18 protein-coding genes, 1 tRNA gene and 1 riboswitch are annotated in these 16,361 nt (G+C 56.1%); of the genes, 6 read left to right on the forward strand and 13 right to left on the reverse strand.

The window, feature by feature from the left end; all coding sequences use genetic code 11:
- Window positions 1-15 precede the first annotated feature (15 nt).
- Both trhO and BUA39_RS07315 read left to right on the forward strand, forming a co-directional pair.
- Window positions 16-924, forward strand: coding sequence for an oxygen-dependent tRNA uridine(34) hydroxylase TrhO (gene trhO, locus BUA39_RS07310; protein ID WP_072792335.1), 909 nt, complete (start codon window positions 16-18; stop codon window positions 922-924).
- Between the two features lie 45 nt (window positions 925-969).
- Complete coding sequence (locus tag BUA39_RS07315) at window positions 970-2,127, forward strand: winged helix-turn-helix domain-containing protein (protein ID WP_072792337.1); 1,158 nt, start codon at window positions 970-972, stop codon at window positions 2,125-2,127.
- Window positions 2,128-2,163: 36 nt separating this feature from the next.
- Here BUA39_RS07315 and BUA39_RS07320 read toward each other — a convergent pair whose 3' ends face one another.
- Window positions 2,164-3,027: an EamA family transporter gene (locus tag BUA39_RS07320; RefSeq protein WP_072792339.1), complete on the reverse strand. Its 864-nt coding sequence runs from the start codon at window positions 3,025-3,027 to the stop codon at window positions 2,164-2,166.
- 196 nt (window positions 3,028-3,223) lie between these two features.
- Between BUA39_RS07320 and BUA39_RS07325 the strand changes: the two genes are divergently transcribed.
- A complete protein-coding gene (locus tag BUA39_RS07325; protein WP_341349539.1) occupies window positions 3,224-3,595 on the forward strand; it encodes a MarR family winged helix-turn-helix transcriptional regulator in 372 nt (123 codons plus the stop codon).
- A 96-nt stretch (window positions 3,596-3,691) separates the two neighbouring features.
- Here the strand turns inward: BUA39_RS07325 and BUA39_RS07330 are convergent, their stop codons facing one another.
- The 4 genes from BUA39_RS07330 to petA form a co-directional block, all read right to left on the reverse strand.
- Complete coding sequence (locus BUA39_RS07330) at window positions 3,692-4,411, reverse strand: alpha/beta fold hydrolase (protein ID WP_072792343.1); 720 nt, start codon at window positions 4,409-4,411, stop codon at window positions 3,692-3,694.
- A gap of 323 nt (window positions 4,412-4,734) precedes the next feature.
- Entirely contained in the window at window positions 4,735-5,526 is a 792-nt protein-coding gene (locus tag BUA39_RS07335; protein WP_072792345.1) for a cytochrome c1, read from the reverse strand.
- Window positions 5,527-5,540: 14 nt separating this feature from the next.
- Complete coding sequence (gene petB, locus BUA39_RS07340) at window positions 5,541-6,854, reverse strand: cytochrome b (protein ID WP_072792347.1); 1,314 nt, start codon at window positions 6,852-6,854, stop codon at window positions 5,541-5,543.
- 11 nt (window positions 6,855-6,865) lie between these two features.
- Window positions 6,866-7,423, reverse strand: a complete 558-nt coding sequence (petA, locus tag BUA39_RS07345) for a ubiquinol-cytochrome c reductase iron-sulfur subunit (protein WP_072792733.1) — start codon at window positions 7,421-7,423, stop codon at window positions 6,866-6,868.
- A gap of 218 nt (window positions 7,424-7,641) precedes the next feature.
- Here petA and BUA39_RS07350 point away from each other — a divergent pair, with 218 nt between their 5' ends.
- On the forward strand, window positions 7,642-8,298 hold the full coding sequence (locus BUA39_RS07350; RefSeq protein WP_072792349.1) for an outer membrane protein: 657 nt from the start codon (window positions 7,642-7,644) through the stop codon (window positions 8,296-8,298).
- A 27-nt stretch (window positions 8,299-8,325) separates the two neighbouring features.
- On the opposite strand, the gene BUA39_RS07355 is transcribed toward BUA39_RS07350, so the two are convergent.
- Complete coding sequence (locus BUA39_RS07355; RefSeq protein ID WP_242648553.1) at window positions 8,326-8,970, reverse strand: glutathione S-transferase; 645 nt, start codon at window positions 8,968-8,970, stop codon at window positions 8,326-8,328.
- 32 nt (window positions 8,971-9,002) lie between these two features.
- Window positions 9,003-9,146, forward strand: a riboswitch (FMN riboswitch).
- A 78-nt stretch (window positions 9,147-9,224) separates the two neighbouring features.
- On the opposite strand from BUA39_RS07355, the gene BUA39_RS07360 reads away from it, so the two are divergent.
- On the forward strand, window positions 9,225-9,665 hold the full coding sequence (locus tag BUA39_RS07360) for a 6,7-dimethyl-8-ribityllumazine synthase (RefSeq protein WP_072792351.1): 441 nt from the start codon (window positions 9,225-9,227) through the stop codon (window positions 9,663-9,665).
- 75 nt (window positions 9,666-9,740) lie between these two features.
- Here BUA39_RS07360 and BUA39_RS07365 read toward each other — a convergent pair whose 3' ends face one another.
- Genes BUA39_RS07365 through dapF form a run of 3 tightly spaced genes read right to left on the reverse strand, consistent with a single transcriptional unit; the run spans window position 9,741 to window position 12,453 of the window.
- Window positions 9,741-10,367 carry a glutathione S-transferase gene (locus tag BUA39_RS07365; RefSeq protein WP_072792352.1) on the reverse strand — a complete coding sequence of 209 codons (627 nt, stop codon included), beginning with the start codon at window positions 10,365-10,367 and terminating at the stop codon, window positions 9,741-9,743.
- Window positions 10,364-11,620: a tRNA (N(6)-L-threonylcarbamoyladenosine(37)-C(2))-methylthiotransferase MtaB gene (gene mtaB / locus BUA39_RS07370; RefSeq protein WP_072792737.1), complete on the reverse strand. Its 1,257-nt coding sequence runs from the start codon at window positions 11,618-11,620 to the stop codon at window positions 10,364-10,366. Before mtaB ends, BUA39_RS07365 begins: the two co-directional genes overlap by 4 nt.
- Window positions 11,620-12,453, reverse strand: a complete 834-nt coding sequence (dapF, locus tag BUA39_RS07375; RefSeq protein WP_072792354.1) for a diaminopimelate epimerase — start codon at window positions 12,451-12,453, stop codon at window positions 11,620-11,622. The genes mtaB and dapF overlap by 1 nt, the downstream gene beginning before the upstream one ends.
- 115 nt (window positions 12,454-12,568) lie before the next feature.
- Between dapF and BUA39_RS07380 the strand changes: the two genes are divergently transcribed.
- Window positions 12,569-12,644 (forward strand) — tRNA-Lys (locus tag BUA39_RS07380).
- 139 nt (window positions 12,645-12,783) lie between these two features.
- Here the strand turns inward: BUA39_RS07380 and BUA39_RS07385 are convergent.
- From BUA39_RS07385 to BUA39_RS07400, 4 genes are read right to left on the reverse strand one after another with little or no spacing between them, the layout of a single operon-like run.
- Window positions 12,784-13,479 (reverse strand): RraA family protein, encoded by a 696-nt coding sequence (locus BUA39_RS07385; protein ID WP_072792355.1) that lies wholly within the window; start codon window positions 13,477-13,479, stop codon window positions 12,784-12,786.
- 1 nt (window position 13,480) lies between these two features.
- A complete protein-coding gene (locus BUA39_RS07390; RefSeq protein WP_072792357.1) occupies window positions 13,481-14,173 on the reverse strand; it encodes an alpha/beta fold hydrolase in 693 nt (230 codons plus the stop codon).
- Complete coding sequence (locus tag BUA39_RS07395) at window positions 14,170-15,303, reverse strand: cobalamin-independent methionine synthase II family protein (RefSeq protein ID WP_072792359.1); 1,134 nt, start codon at window positions 15,301-15,303, stop codon at window positions 14,170-14,172. Before BUA39_RS07395 ends, BUA39_RS07390 begins: the two co-directional genes overlap by 4 nt.
- Before the next feature lie 17 nt (window positions 15,304-15,320).
- Complete coding sequence (locus BUA39_RS07400) at window positions 15,321-16,289, reverse strand: cupin domain-containing protein (protein WP_072792361.1); 969 nt, start codon at window positions 16,287-16,289, stop codon at window positions 15,321-15,323.
- Window positions 16,290-16,361: the final 72 nt, after the last annotated feature.

Raw genomic sequence — 16,361 nt, forward strand, 5'->3', positions numbered from 1 at the left:
CGTAATGGGCTGCGCATGTTTACAGTCTGCGCTCTATACCACTTTACCCGCTTTGATAATCACGTGGCCCTGCGCGCCCCGTTGCTGGATCTGTGCCAGAACGAAGGCATCACCGGCACGCTGCTTTTGGCGCACGAAGGCATCAACGGCACCATCGCTGGACCGCGCAAGGGGATCGACGCGGTGATTGTGCATATCCAATCATTGCCCGGCTGTGCAGATTTTGAATGGAAACTCAGCAGCTCTGCCGAAAAACCCTTCCCGCGCATGAAGGTGAAGCTGAAGAAAGAGATCGTCACACTGGGCCAGCCCAATGTCGATCCGACGGCGCATGTGGGCAACTACGTTGATCCGCAAGATTGGAACGAGCTGATCCAATCCCCGGACGTTGTGACCATCGACACTCGCAACGATTACGAAGTCGCGATTGGCACCTTCCAAGGCGCGGTTGACCCAGAAACCGCAACCTTCCGCGATTTCCCGGCGTGGTGGGAAGAAAACAAAGACCGATTTCACAACAAGCGCATCGCCATGTTCTGCACGGGCGGCATCCGCTGCGAAAAGTCGACCAACTATCTAATGAGTCAGGGCATTGACGACGTCTATCACCTCAAGGGCGGCATTCTGAAATACCTCGAAGAGATGCCACAGGAAAACAGCACTTGGGAAGGCGAATGCTTTGTCTTTGATGGCCGCGTGTCGGTCGGCCACGGGTTGAAAGAAGGGCCGCACGTGCTGTGCCATGCCTGCCGCCGCCCATTGTTGCCTGCGGACACCAAGCGAGCGGAATACGAGGCGGGCGTCAGTTGCCACCAATGCGTGGACGAATATTCAGAGACCGACAAAACGCGCTTCCGCGAACGTCAGAAGCAGATGGAACTCGCCCGTCAACGCGGTGAGCAGCACATTATCGGGGTGGATTGATTTTCACCCTTTGTTCCTGTTTGATGCGCTAAAACGGAGCGCAGCATGCAGGCACCTCTTAAAATCGACAATCGCACCGCGCGCTGGCTTTGGCTGGCATCGCAGGGCCTATCTGACACGCCAACCGGTGCCTTGGATGTCTATGGGACCATCTTAAAGCTAGGCATGGTGCAGCTGGACACCATTCAAGTCGTGGCCCGCGCGCACCATCACATCCTCTGGTCGCGCAATCAGAATTACCGCGAGAACATGCTGAACCCGCTGTTGGCCAAAGAGCGGGTGATTTTCGAACATTTCACCCATGACGCCAGTGTGTTGCCGATGGCCTTCCTGCCGGCATGGCAACGCCAGTTTCGCCGCATGGAGGTGACGGCGCGGCGCTGGCATGGAGATCTGGCCGACGATCCGTACCTGGAAGACGTAAAGGCTCGCATCCGCAAAGAAGGCGCTCTGTCGACCCACGAATTTGACACCAAGATCGAAGGCGAAAAGCAAATGTGGTCGCGCCCACCTCATAAGAAAGCGCTCGACTATATGTGGATGACGGGCCAGTTGGCGACCTGCTTTCGCGATGGGTTCACCAAGTATTACAACCTGCCCGAACGGGTCTTCCCCGAAGATTTGCGCAATCGTAGCCTGACGGAAACCGAAGAACTTGATTTCCTGATGCGTGACGCGATTGACCGGATCGCCGTGGGCACACAGGGCGAAATCCAGAAGTTCTGGGACACGACATCTGCCAAAGAAACCAAGGCCTGGCTGGACACGGCAAACCTTGTCCCAGTCGAGGTCCAAAACGCAGACGGGTCGATCACCGCCGCCTTCGGCGCGCCAGATATTGAGGCGCGCCTTGAGGCGTTGACAGCCCCCACCTCTCGCCTGCGCATCCTCAACCCCTTTGACCCCGCCGTGCGCGACCGTAACCGGCTGGAGCGGCTCTTTGGCTTCAACTACCGCAACGAAATGTTCGTCCCCGCCGCCAAACGTGTTTGGGGGTACTATGTCTTTCCGATCTTAGAAGGCGACCGCTTTGTCGGACGGATCGAGGCCAAAGCAGACCGCAAAGCGGCCACGCTCAACGTCATCAACTTCTGGCCAGAACCGGGCGTGACCTGGGGCAAGGCGCGTCACGCGAAACTGGAGGCGGAATTGGACAGGCTGGGGCGGTTTGTGGGGTGTCAGAGACTTGTCTGGCAACACTGAATCGCCGCCAAGAAATCGAACCACCTCGCCAAAACCTTATGCTGTCCGCGAACTTAGCCGAAGCGCATATTGTCCGACAAGCACACTCAGCAGAACAACCGCCATGCCTGCAAGTTGCGGTACGCTAAGAGTTTCATTCAGGATGAACCAGCCAAGAAGCGTAGCGCTAAGCGGGCTGAGAAGACCCAGAATTGAGGCGGCCGAAGGCTGAATAAGTCGAATGCCGCGCAGCCAGACAATGTAAGTCAAAGCTGCGCCAATCAAACCGAGATATGCGATCCCGAGCACATTGGTAACGTTGATCTCCGACCAAGCCGTCGGGGCAAAGGGTGCGAAGGGTAGTAATATCAAACCGCCTGCGGTTAGCTGCCAACTTGTGAATGTAAGAGCAGAGACGGGTGGCTGCCATTTGCGACTTAGGACCGTGCCAAGCGCCATAGATGTCGAACCTGCAATGCCCGCGATGACACCCCACTTATCTAGGCTTGCTTCCGGCGTTAGTACCAAGAGCGCAACACCCATGGCTCCAGCGGCGACTGCGACAAGCGAAAGCGATTTGATTGGGGATCCAAGCAAAAATCGAGACGCAAAGATCACGACAAACGGCTGCAATGCCCCCATAACTGCGGCAACCCCACCGGGCAAACGGTAAGCTGCAAAGAAAAGCAGCGACCAGAAAATAGCGAAGTTCAGCGCTCCGAGTACAAACATCTTCCAGATCCAATGCCCCTGCGGCAGCTGACGCACCACCGCCAAAAGGACCAACCCTGCTGGCAATGCTCGAAGAAATGAAACCATCAGCGGATCAAGGTTCGGCAAAAATTGCGTGGTGACGATATAGCTACTGCCCCAAATGAGCGGCGCAGAAGCGGTGATGACAAGATCAAGGGTACGTGACATGAACAATCCATTTTATCTTGATGTCAAGATAACCGCATTTAACTTGACGTCAAGATAAATTTCCGTTCACTATTCTCTTATGTTCAATATCGAAGACATCAGAGCGCAATGGGCGAAACAACGGCCAGATATCGACACGGCTCCCATGGCTACGATTGGTCGCGTTGTCAGACTGTCAGCCTTGTTATGCGAGCAGATGAGTAAGACCCATGAGAAACACGGATTGAATTCTGCCAGTTTCGACGTTCTGGCGACGCTGCTTCGGTCCGGGCCGCCTTATGCACTTTCCCCCAATGATCTGCTCGCAACAATGATGGTGACCTCGGGGACAATGACCAACAGGATCGACCAACTGGAAAAGGATGGTCTGGTCGAGCGTGTGCGCAACCCAAAAGACAGGCGCAGCGTCTTTGTGCAGCTTACTGAAACAGGGCGGAAAATTATTGATGCCGCAGTCACAGATCACGTTATGGTCCAGCGTAACCTGGTTGAAGGGCTATCCGATGAAGACCTCGCAACGTTAAATGGCATCCTCGACAAAGGGCTAGCCGCGCTAAGCCAGGACTAAATTGCCAAGCCACAGGCTTTGGATCGCGCATTGCTGCTTGTTCCAAGAGACCTTGCTTCCTTGCCGCGGCTTGCCACTCTCCATGATCGATGCAGATTAAGGTCTGCAAACGGATAGGATCTTTTCAACCAGTTCAGTGGGTCTAGAGAAATATGCCGAATGGCTCGCGTGGATGCTTTCTACGCGGTCGACACCGACCTCCCCTATACATCTGTCTTGCACCTGTCGCGTTACTGCACGATCTTCTGTCAGACGAATATACGCGCGAGGGACGCTCCCATAACGATCCTCTGACAAGACGAGCTTTGAAAGCGCTGGCCGCAAAGGCTCGCGGCACAAGAGACTGCTGGCCAGTGTCACATCCTCTTCAGAGCAGTCGTGGTAAAGCCCCTCACGATAGATGTCAGGGTGAAGTTCGTCCCAAAACCCCGCTTTGCTGATCGTCACATACGGCGTCAAAAGGGATGCTTTGTCGGCTCGGAAATAGCGCGCAGCTCTTGCTTGGTTCGGGATCATATAAGATGCCAGATAGACGACACGCTCGATCTGGTCGGGAAACATTTCGGAAAGGGCGGAGGCTAAAATCCCGTAGCGACTGTGGACCACTATTGTGGTTTTCCGGTCCTTGCAGAGCGTTCGGCCAATCTCTCGAACCATTGCCTTCAGACTGATCAACTGGGTCGCTCTCTTACAGTTCCCCCTGCCCAGAAGGTCGGGCACATCCACAGAGTGCCCAAGGCTTTTCAGCTGGGGGGCGACCTTGAACCAGCACCATGCACCGTGCCAGCTACCATGTATCAACAAGTAATGAGTCATTCGAAGCTCCAGTTTCAGATTACTCCTGAATGACTGGACGGCCTTCTGTCATACCGTTTCGTGCGCTTTCACACAGTGCCGGGTTTTATCTGCATCAGCAGACTACCAAAACGAGACACCGACGGATCACTTAAAGGCCCTGAACGCCACACGCGAACGGGCACACCTGGGCAGTGAGGCTAACCCGAAACAGCGCGCCGCCACAGCGTACCAACTAGGCTTCTGCCTCGAAACCTTGATCGGACAGTTCCCAAGCCAGCCGTCCTACAAACAAAAAGCCCCACCTTTCGGCGGGGCTTTCTGTATCTCAATCCAGCAAAGACTTATGCCGTCTTTTTGCCTTTGTGTGGTGCCCACAGACGCTTGTTGGTCAGGTAAAGCAGCACGGTCAGGATAAACAGAGCAAACACACCGATGAAGCCGGCTTGCTTGCGGGCCATCATCTTTGGTTCTGCGGTCCACATCAGGAAGGCAGAAACGTCTTCGGCCATGTGGTGCAGGTCATTGGCGTGATCATCGTCAAAGTCCACCAAACCATCTTCCAGCGGAGGACCCATTGCGATCCAGCCACCTGGGAAGGCGGTGTTTTCGTAGAAGGTTGTTCCCGCTTGTGTCTTTTCCTTACCGGTGTAGCCGGTCAGGATCGACGTGATGTATTCTGGACCACCCATGCCTTTAAAGAGCTGGTTCAGGCCAGTGCCCTCTGGGCCGTGGAAGCCCGCGCGTGCCTTGGCCATCAAAGACAGGTCAGGTGCGTTTTCCAGGTTAGAGCCGGGGAAGAAATCCGCTGGCTTCGCTGGACGGGTATCGTCAAGCTCTTCGTCGTAGACTTCAAAGTTCTCAGCCGCATAGGCGCGCACCTGTGCTTCAGAGAAGTGTGGGCCACCGTCATCAGACAGCGTCCGCAGAGGCACGTAACGCAGACCGTGACAGGCCGCACATACCTCTGTGTAGACCTTCAGACCGCGTTGCAGCTGGTTCTGATCGAAGGTCCCGAAAGGACCTTCGAAAGAGAAGTCGACGTCTTCGATGTGGCTTTCGCCACCCGCCGCCATTGCACCACCTGCCGCGAAGGTCAGGGCCGCTACTGCGGAAATCGCAAGTTTCTTAAGCATTATCCCTTGTCCTCTTATTCGGCCGGTGTGCCGTTGTGGTCGTTGAAATCGTCTTCGATGGTCGCCGGTGGGGTTTCGGGTGTTTCAAACACACCGAGCAGCGGCAGGATGACCAAGAAGTAAGCGAACCAGTAGGTCGCACCGATCAACGAAATGGTGGAGTATGGTGGCTCTGCTGGCATTGCGCCCGCCCACATCAGGACAAAGAAGTCCAAGATCAGCAGACGGAACCACCATTTGAACATCGGACGGAAGCGACCGGACCGCACGGTGGAAGTGTCCAGCCACGGTGTCAGCGCCATCACAGCAATCGCACCAAACATCGCCAGTACGCCAAAGAACTTCGCGTCGATGATGCCGCCAGTGATCCAGCTTGCGAACATCACAACCCAAACGTCGCCGGTGAAGGCCCGCAGGATCGCGTAGAACGGCAGGAAGTACCATTCAGGCACGATGTGTGCTGGTGTCGCCAGTGGGTTTGCTTCGATGTAGTTGTCTGGGTGACCCAGATAGTTTGGCATAAAACCAACGATCGCGAAGAAGATGACCAGAACCACGCCCAGCGCGAACAGGTCTTTGATCACGAAGTAGGGCCAGAATGGCAGCGTGTCTTTTTCGGCTTCTTCTTTGGAACCACGACGCACCTCAACACCGGTTGGGTTGTTGTTGCCCGTGTGGTGGAAAGCCCAGATGTGAAGGATCACAAGGCCCGCGATCACAAACGGCAGCAGGTAGTGCAGCGAGAAGAAGCGGTTTAGGGTTGCGTTATCAACCGCTGGTCCACCCAGCAGGAAGGTCTGCAGCGCGTCGCCCACAAATGGAATCGCCCCAAACAGGCCGGTGATAACAGTCGCACCCCAGAAGGACATCTGACCCCAAGGCAGAACATAGCCCATAAAGCCGGTTGCCATCATCAGAAGGTAGATCAGCATACCGATGATCCATGTGACTTCGCGAGGCGCCTTGTACGACCCATAGAAGAGACCACGGAACATGTGGATGTAAACGGCCGCAAAGAACAGCGACGCACCGTTCATGTGCAGATAGCGGATCATATGGCCGCCGTTCACGTCACGCATGATGTGTTCGATTGACGCGAACGCCATATCTACGTGCGGCGTGTAGTGCATCACCAGAACAATACCGGTGACGATTTGCAGCGCCAGACAGAAGGCCAGAACGATGCCCCAAATCCACCACCAGTTCAGGTTTTTCGGGGTTGGGATCATCAAAGTGCCGTAAATCAAGCCAACGATGGGCAGGCGGTGGTGAAGCCACTTTTCTGCGCCAGTCTTTGGCTCGTAATGATCGTGTGGAATACCGGACATATGCGCGTTCCTTATCCAAGCACCAGTTCGGTGCCTTCAAAGCGGGCAACCGGAACAGGAAGGTTTTCAGGAGCCGGACCTTTGCGGATACGGCCGGAGGTGTCGTAGTGCGAGCCGTGGCATGGGCAGAACCAACCGCCAAAATCGCCAGCGTCGCCAAGCGGCACACAACCGAGGTGCGTACACACACCGATCATCACCAGCCATTCGCCCGCTTCGTCCATCGCGCGGTTTTCGTCCGCGGCGTCGGTGCCAGGCTTGTTTGCGTTCTGGGACGCGGCATCGATGGTCAGATCTTCCAAAGGCACAGCGCGTGCATCGTCGATCTCGGCCTGAGTACGGCGGCGAATGAACACCGGCTTACCAAGCCATTTGACCGTCAGCTGAGTGCCTGGCTCTACGCCAGAAACATCAACACGGATCGAGGCCAGAGCCTTAACATCTGCGGATGGATTCATCTGGTTGACCAAAGGCCAAACAGCGGCACCTGCGGTCACTGCACCTGCGCCTGCGGTGGCGTAATAGAGGAAATCCCTCCGGGTGCCTTCGTGATCTTCTGCGTGGGACACGAGGTTTACTCCAATTTCTTGGCCAGCTGGCCTATACCGGTTCGGGCCGCGTTCACGCACAGCCTCTCCAGCCCGCTTATTAACGAAGGCTTTTCAACCCGTCCAGATGACATTCGCTTGATATGGATCAAAGCGTTGATGTGTCGCGCTTGAGGACTATGTTATGCGGGTGTATTTGCTGTCTTGAGACGTAAATTTTAGAAAATGAAAGGTTCACCATGCGTAATTTGGGCATGAAAGCCGCCGTTGCGACGGTGATTCTTGCGACGCCAGCGGCGGCAGAGATGGAAGTCAGCTTCTATTTCGGCTCCCAATCCGTGCCACATAGCGTGCTGTCCGGCGATTTGGACGGAACCCCGGTGAACCGGACCATCGCATGGGAAGGCAAATCCTTTTCACCGCCTCCTTATTACGGCGTCAAAGCCGCCTATTGGCGCGACAGCGGCTGGGGCTATGGCGTGGAGCTGACCCATGCCAAGGCTTACGCGTCCGACGCAGATCGGGCGGCGCTTGGATTGGACACCTTGGAATTCACAGACGGCCACAACATCATTACCGCAAACATTCATCGCCGCTGGGAAGACCTGTGGTGGAATGGTCGCTTGACGCCCTTCGTGACCGCAGGTCTTGGCGTCGCCGTCCCGCATGTTGATATTCAGCCAACCGGCGAAGCACATACCTTTGGCTATCAATTGACAGGCCCGGCCGCACGTTTGGGTGTCGGGGTGTCCATGGACCTCACCGAACGGATGAGCGCCTACACAGAGTATCAGTTCACCTACTCTGACAACAAAGTCGAACTCGACAGCGGCGGAACACTTGAAACATCGCTGATCACGAATGCCCTGAATTTCGGGATCAACTACAGTTTCTGATCACGGCCACACCTGTCGGTCAGCGTTTCAGGTGTCTTTGGGTGCAGTGGCCTGCATTGACGGGCGCAGCTTGAAGGCATCATACCACGCAGCAAGTGAGGAATGCCCTGCGCGCCAATTTTGGGCATCAAGCCGAAAGTCCAGATACCCGAGGGCACATCCCACCGCGATGTGCCCCATGTGCGTGGGTGCGTTCAACTCGGTCATCCAATCCGTATCCAACGCCTGCAATGCGCCCTTGATCTTCTGCCATTGCGCGCTGATCCATGCGTTGGATTGCAAGGGTTCTGGCCGAAAACGCCGCTCGTACACCATCGACAGCGCCGAATCCAAAATCCCTTCGGCCGTCGCCTCGACAATTAAAACGTCCCAAAGTTTTTCGTCCGGGTAGAAGTTGCCCCCCGCTTGCTGATCCAAAAATCGGCAGATCACCCGGCTGTCATAAAGCGCGGGTGCATTGTCGCGGATAAGACAGGGGATTTTGCCAAGGGGATTCGCAGATTGCAGCTGTGGGTCAACAGCCGTTGGTTTTGTATTCACGGCAACCAAGTCCAACGCGTCTATCAGCCCTGTTTCATGCAACAAAACTTTGACTTTACGGCTGTAGGGCGATGCAGGGGAGGTCAGAAGTTTCAAAGAGACGGTCTCATACTGGGAAGTGTCGTATTTCATGTTGCAAGCCAAGGACGAGATTGGCAAGGTGCAGGCGTTCTCAGGGCGGGGCGAAATTCCCCACCGGCGGTATGTGGACCAGTTCACGAGCCCGCGAGCGGCCCAATTTTTGGGTGTCAGCAGATCTGGTGAGAGGCCAGAGCCGACGGTTAAAGTCCGGATGGAAGAGAATGAAGGCTCTGTGCGTCGCTTGGCGCGCGGAATCTTTGTGATCGCCTTGGGTGACGTGTCTGTTACTGAAAGGAGTTCATACGATGACACACACCCGATTTGCTTTCATCAAAGCGCAGTGGCACGCTGATATTGTCGACCGCGCGCTTGAAGGTTTCTGCGAAATCATTCCCGCAGAGCAAGTTGATGTTTTTGACGTGCCCGGCGCATTTGAAATGCCGCTGTTGGCCAAGGAACTGGCAGCGACCGGAAACTATGGCGCTGTTGCCTGTGCGGCTTTTGTTGTGGACGGTGGCATCTATCGCCACGACTTTGTGGCCCAAGCCGTGGTCGATGGGCTGATGCGCGCGGGCATGGACACAGGCGTGCCTGTGTTGTCGGTGTCGCTGACACCACATCACTATCAAGAGACAGACCACCACAACGCCATCTACCGCGCCCACTTCGTGGAAAAAGGTCGCGAAGCTGCTCGTGCAGCGCTGGGGGTTCTGAAAACCAAAGCGACGCTTGTCAAAGCCGCTTAAGCATAGGGGCTCTGCCCCTCGGGTGAAGCCACGGCTTCACCCTCACCCCGGAGTATTTTTGCAAAGGTGAAGAGACTACGCGGGGAAATAAACTGGGGCGTCGCCCGCTTCCCACTTTGGGTATTTGGCCATGATGGATTGAAAGCGATCAGAGGCCAGAAAACCCTCAAGCCAGCGTGATAGGTTCGGCCAATCTTCGGCATCAAAGCGCACTTTGTCGATAAAGGCGAATTGGCGCACGAAGGGCAGAATCGCCATATCCGCAAGCGTTGGGCTATCCCCGAAAAGGAAGGCGGCGATGAGTTGCGCGTCCAAGCGGTGCAGAAACGCATGTGCCTTGGCGCGCTGCTCTTCCGGGTCTTCATCTGGGTAGCGCGTCGCGTATTTCGTGCGATCGAGCGCTTGCTTGAAAGGGCCATCAGCCTCTGCAATCAAGTCATGTCCTGCTTCTGGCATTCTGAGCCAGCCCTCTGGGTCCGACAAGTCCAGGGCCCATTTCATCACATCGAGGGATTCATCAATCACGACCTCGCCTGCTTTTAGGCAAGGCACTGTGGCGTTGGGGCTTGATTCAAGGAATTCAGGCGCTTTGTCGCGCAATACGATCTCTCGTAATTCCACGCGTTGGCCCGAAGCCGCAATCGCGAGGCGCGCGCGCATGGCATAGGGGCAGCGTCGAAAACTATAGAGGATGGGCGTCATACCACCAGCTGTCCGTCGCGCTGACCTGTGATGGTGGCGGTTACAACCGAGCCTTCAACTTGCGGCGCGTCAAACTGCACTTCAGTAAACTGTTCGGTCCGGCCCATGTGCGGGTTCTCCATCAGAATATGATGAGTCCTGCCGATCTGAGACGCCAAATGCGTCGCGACCTGCGCATCGCCTGCCGCACGTAATTGAGCGGCCCGGGCCTTGATCACTGGACCGGGCACTTGGCTCGGGATTTTCGCCGCCGGCGTGCCTTCGCGTTTGGAATAGGGGAAGACATGCAGCCACGTCAGGTCGCAGTCCGTCACCAATTTCAGGCTGTTTTCAAAGTGCGCATCGGTTTCAGTCGGAAACCCCGCGATGATATCCGCGCCAAAGGTCATTTCTGGGCGCAGGCGTTTCGCTTCTTCGGTAAAGCGGATCGCATCGTCGCGCAGGTGCCGCCGTGCCATACGTTTCAGGATCAGGTCATCGCCGTGTTGCAGCGACAAATGCAAATGCGGCATCAGACGAGGCTCTGTCGCGATGGCCTGCATCAGGTTGTCATCGACTTCAATTGAGTCAATCGAGCTGATCCGCAAGCGCGGTAGATCAGGCACCAGCTTCAGAATGCGCATGACCAAATCGCCAAGCTTTGGTGTGGCAGGCAAATCAGCGCCCCACGAGGTCAAATCAACGCCGGTCAGCACAACTTCGTTGAAGCCTTTATCCACCAGCCGCTTGATCTGATCCACAACAACGCCCGCTGGCACGGATCGTGAATTCCCACGGCCATAGGGAATGATGCAGAAAGTACAGCGGTGATCGCAGCCATTTTGCACCTGCACATAGGCGCGGCTGCGCGTGCCGAAACCATCAATCAGATGACCGGCCGTTTCAGTGACAGACATAATGTCATCGACCTGAACCTTTTCGGTCTGACCAATAAAGTCGCCCGCCATTTGCTTCCAGGTGTCTGGCTGCATCTTTTCGGTGTTGCCAATAACGCGGTCGACTTCGGCCATGTTAGCGAAGGTCTCAGGCTCGGTCTGTGCCGCACAGCCAGTGACGATGATCGTGCTGTCTGGGTTCTCGCGCCGCAACTTGCGAATCTCTTGTCGCGCTTTGCGCACGGCCTCTGCGGTTACCGCGCAAGTATTCACCACGACAGCATTTGAAAGCCCTGCCTGCTGGCTGAGGTCTTTCATCGCTTCGGTCTCGTAGGCGTTTAGCCGACAGCCAAGCGTGGTGAATTTGGGCGGCTGAATCACTGCGACGCTTCCACGAAATCTACGGTGAGGACACCGGAAAAGACATGCATCGTTTCCCCCGTCATCCAGACACCATCGTCGGCCCAGTCGATATGCAATGTGCCGCCGTCCAGATCGATTTGCACCTGCCGCCCAGTCAGCCCGCGCCGCGCTGCTGCCACAGCCGTAGCACAGGACGACGAGCCGGACGCAAGCGTTGGCCCCACGCCCCGCTCCCACACACGCATGCGCAGGTGGTTTTCACCCAACAAAGACGCGAACTGAACATTCGTGCGCTCTGGGTAAAGTGGGTGGTGTTCCAACTTTGCGCCCAAGGTTTCCAAATCGACCTTCTCAGCATCTTCAACAAAGAATGTGCAATGCGGGTTTCCCATGCCGGTCGCGGTTGGCGTGCCTTCGATGGGCAACTCCAAAGTGTCCATTTCGCGGGCCAGAGGAATTTCATGCCAGTGCAACTGCGGATGCCCCATATTGACAGCGACCAGCCCATTCCCTGCCTCTTTCGCTTTCAACGTGCCCCGGGCTGTTGTCAGGACCAGATCCGATTGACCCGACTCATCCAATAGTTTGCGGCTGATGCAGCGAGTCGCATTTCCGCAGGCGGCCGAGGTCGACCCGTCGGCATTATAAAAAACCAAATGCGCGTCCGCATCCTGCGCCGCTTCAATGACAGCAAGCTGATCAAATCCCACGCCAAAATGGCGATGCGCAATCGCTTTGATCAAAGCTTCGGACAGCCCCGATTCCCGCCCGCGCGCGTCGATCACCACGAAATCGTTGCCGAGTCCGTGCATTTTTTCGAATTGGATATGGTGTCGTACAGCTGTCATGTGCGCGCATATAACCTTGTCGAATGGGTAATTCCAGTCAGCCACGTTTTTTGTGCTTTTTTGGGTTGACCCTTTTCATTGTAATTCATAGAAGCCCCCTCACGCACAGCGAAGTGGGCCGTTAGCTCAGTTGGTAGAGCAACTGACTTTTAATCAGTAGGTCGAAGGTTCGAACCCTTCACGGCTCACCACTTTGTTTCAAAGGCTTAGGCAGAAATGCCTGAGCCTTTTGCGTTTTCAGTGAGATCGTTTCGAGTTGTCGTCAGGATTGGTGCGATTATCTGGCCCTCGCCGGGCCAGAACTTAAGCATTGCAGAGCAATAGCCGCACCTAAGTGCGGGCTTTTTCAAACTCCGCCCAGGCTTCGGCAAAACGATCGAAATCGAAACCTTCTTCTTCGGCTGCATCCAGAATGATCCGCTCGGTTCGCAAAAGAGTTTGAATGGCGTCTTCAAGCTGTGGAATCACCTCGGGCGGGATCACCACCGCGCCGTGCCGATCTGCGTGGACGAGGTCACCGTCTCGCACAGGCATGCCTAAGATGTTTACGGCAGTACCGATTTCTTTGACGTGTACAAAGCCATGGCTGGGACCGATGGAACCAGCGATGACAGGGTAGCCTTCTGGCACGTCTCCAAGGTCACGCATAACGCCATTTGTGAGCGTGCCTGAAACACCAAAACCTTTGTGGATTGTCGTGTTGATCTCTCCCCAGAAGGCACCGATGCAGTCGGGGTAATCGAGGTCCTCGATGACAGTCACAGCCGGGCGTGGCCCGGTCGCCATATGTTTGTAATAGTCCATCCGGCGCGCCTTGATAACATCGGCAGGTTCGCTGGGCGGGGCAATTGCAGCGATTTTGGCCGTGCGCGCATAGCCCACAATAGCGCCCGCTTCAGGATGCGAACTAAGCATCGTGCCGCGTGTGAACCCATTGAACCCGCGTTTGCCTTGCGCGACTTCGATGGCGTTGCAGACGGTGGGGGTGTCAACGGATTGCAGGAGTTTCAAAAGCGATGGTGTCATATTAGGTCTCCAACCAGTGGCGCAGGGCGGCAGTGGTGTCTTGGGGTTGTTCAAGCGTTGGCAGATGGCCGGCGCCTTGAATGACGGACAGTGTGCTGTTGGTCAGGAGGTCATGCATCAAGGTGTGACGGTCCATTGGGCAAAGCGAGTCGTCCTCACCCATCAGAACGAGGGATGGACCCGCGTAAGCACGCAACGTGTCGCATTGGTCACGCCGCGCAGCGAGGGCGCGCGATTGGTCGACAAAGACCTCTGGCCCAAGATCGGTTGCCATGACCATGCAGAGGTCAAGAATGGCCCCTTGGTTGGGGCCATCAGCAAGGTAATTGGGTTTCATTTCGTCTCGCATTACGCGCCGCAATTCACCGCTTTGGGCGGCCTTGATCTGCGGGAGGCGCTTGGCTTTGACGTCGTCTTTTTCGGCCAACGGATTGGTGTCCAAAAGCGCAAGCCGATCAACACGATCAGGCGCTTGTCGCAAAATTTCCATCGCAACAATGCCGCCCATCGACAGCCCTGCCAATGCAAAGCGTTGCGGCGATGCATCCAAAACCTGCCGCGCCAGGCCTTCGATGGTGTCTGTTCCAACAAGTGGGTGACACATCACAGGGTAGCGCGCAGACAGCGCATCAATCTGCGGGCCAAACAACCGCGCGTCGCACATCATTCCCGGTAGAAAAACGACAGGTGTCACAAGCGCCCTGCCGCCAGTTCTGCGCCGTCAGACATGGCCTTCAGCTTGGCATAGGCGATGTCGGGATCAACCGCGCCAAAGCCTGCAAAGGTGCCAAAGCCGCAGTCGGACCCTGCGATCACACGGTCCGCGCCGACAATATCCGTGAACCGTTCAATACGTTGCGCGACAAGTTCGGGGTGCTCGATAAAGTTGGTGGTTGTGTCCACAACACCCGGCACAAGCACCTTGTCCTCTGGAATCTCTGATTTGCGATCCCGGAACACGGTCCATTCGTGTGCGTGACGCGGGTTTGAGGTTTCAAACAGCACATAGCGGGATTTCGTCGCCATTAGCGTTGAAAACACCTTGTCCATCGCGATATCGCAGCAATGCGGACCTTCATAGTTGCCCCAGCAGATATGCACGCGAACTTTATCCGCAGGCACATTCTGCAGCGCATGGTTCAGTGCTTCGACATGCATTTGCGCGATCTTGAGGAATTCGTCATCGGTCATGTCGGCAAAGAGCATGTGACGGGACAGCGCAAGGTCAGGACAATCGAGTTGCAGATCCAGACCAGCGGCAACGATGGTTTCGTATTCCTCTTTCATGGCGTCGGCGAGTGCGGCCAAATAGGCCTCTCGCGTTTTGTAGTGACTGTTCTGCAAGAAAAGCGAAATCACCCCCGGCGAGGCGGCATTCATAAAGCCACGGGTCGCGCCGTGGGCCTCCATCGCCGCCTTAAGGTTGGCGATGTCTTTGTTCAACTCGTCTTGCCCCTTGGATGTCACATCGCCCGTGCACATCGGACGCGCATATTGGGGGGTGCCACCGTCATCAGCCAGCCGCTGCAAAAAGCTTGGGAACATCTTAAGGTCCGCCGGGGCATTGCGCGGGCTGTCCCCTGAAAACCCGGTGTAGCGGTCTTTGACGTAGGTCGCGTAAGAGATCTTGGACGTCTCGCCGTCGCTGACGATGTCGACACCCGCTTCGACCTGTTTGCGCACGGTTTCAGAGACCGCCGCAGTCATGCAGGCGTCAAATGCTGCTTGATCGAAGGGCTGTTTGTTTTCGCGGGCGAAAATGAAATCGACCACCTCTTGGGTGCGGGGCAAAGAGCCCACATGGGTTGTATTAATCTTGGCCATATGGGCTCTCCCTTATTTTAGTTGCCGGTCCAGGTTGGGCCAGCCGGATCGTCGGTTGCCGTGATCCGGTAGAGACCCGCAGTGCCGGTCATGGATGGCTCAACAGAGTATGTTTCTCCTGCCAATACCAAAGCTGTGTCGCCGTTAGAGATTGTCGCCTCATAGCCATCAATCGAGACACGCCAGTGCCCGCTGGCCGGCATCAAGACAACGGGTTTCTCGGCTTTCACACCCTCGGCAACGCTGGAGCCACGGCTGAGGAAGTCGACTTCAAAGCCCGGCTTGTCTTTGATAAGGCCGTTTTCGCCGATCACTACGGCAGGCTTTTTCGCGGACAATGCCATCAGGTCCCAGAAGCGGGCAACGTATTTGCCAACCACATCTTCGACCGGCACTTCTGGGAAGCCCTTCAACTGCTCCTCGGTCAGCAAAGGCATTGGGCGCACGTTATGCGGCAATTCCTGCCCCTTCTTGCTGTCATAAAGCACGCCATTATCGCCCAGCATCAGACCATGGGCCTGCGCGTCCTGAATGACTTGCGGCGCCCAGGTGACACCGCCACCGGCATCATCGCCGCCAAGCATCGACATGATCATGCCGTAGTCTTGACCAACGTTTTCAAAGCCACGGAAAATGCCCGTTGGGATGTTGAAGATATCGCCTTCCTCGGCAATGAATTCACCCGCGGTGCCATAGCGCCCCCAGAAAAAGCGCCAGCGGCCCTTGGCGACAAAAAACACTTCGGCGGTGGTGTGGGAATGCAACGAATTGCGGCACTTCGGCGGCTGACCCGCAGCGCCAATGTTGAAGCCGACCTTGTCAGTGATGTGCACGTGCTGGTCAGGGCTTTCTGACACCCCGCCGCCGATGATGGTGAAGTTTTCCTTCTGGTCGCTGCCCGGTGTGTGGGCATCGATGAAGGCGGTTTTGCAGGGCCGCAGCTCGCCATAGCGAACGATGCGGCTTGGGATCGAAGATTTTGACATGTCGGTATTCCTAAAATTTCCAGAGTGGTGCGCGTTTCCAAGAGGGAGCCGCGCCTATCCGGGTGGGTGCAA

It is taken from the genome of Cognatishimia maritima (genome assembly GCF_900129685.1).
Lineage (GTDB): Bacteria > Pseudomonadota > Alphaproteobacteria > Rhodobacterales > Rhodobacteraceae > Cognatishimia > Cognatishimia maritima.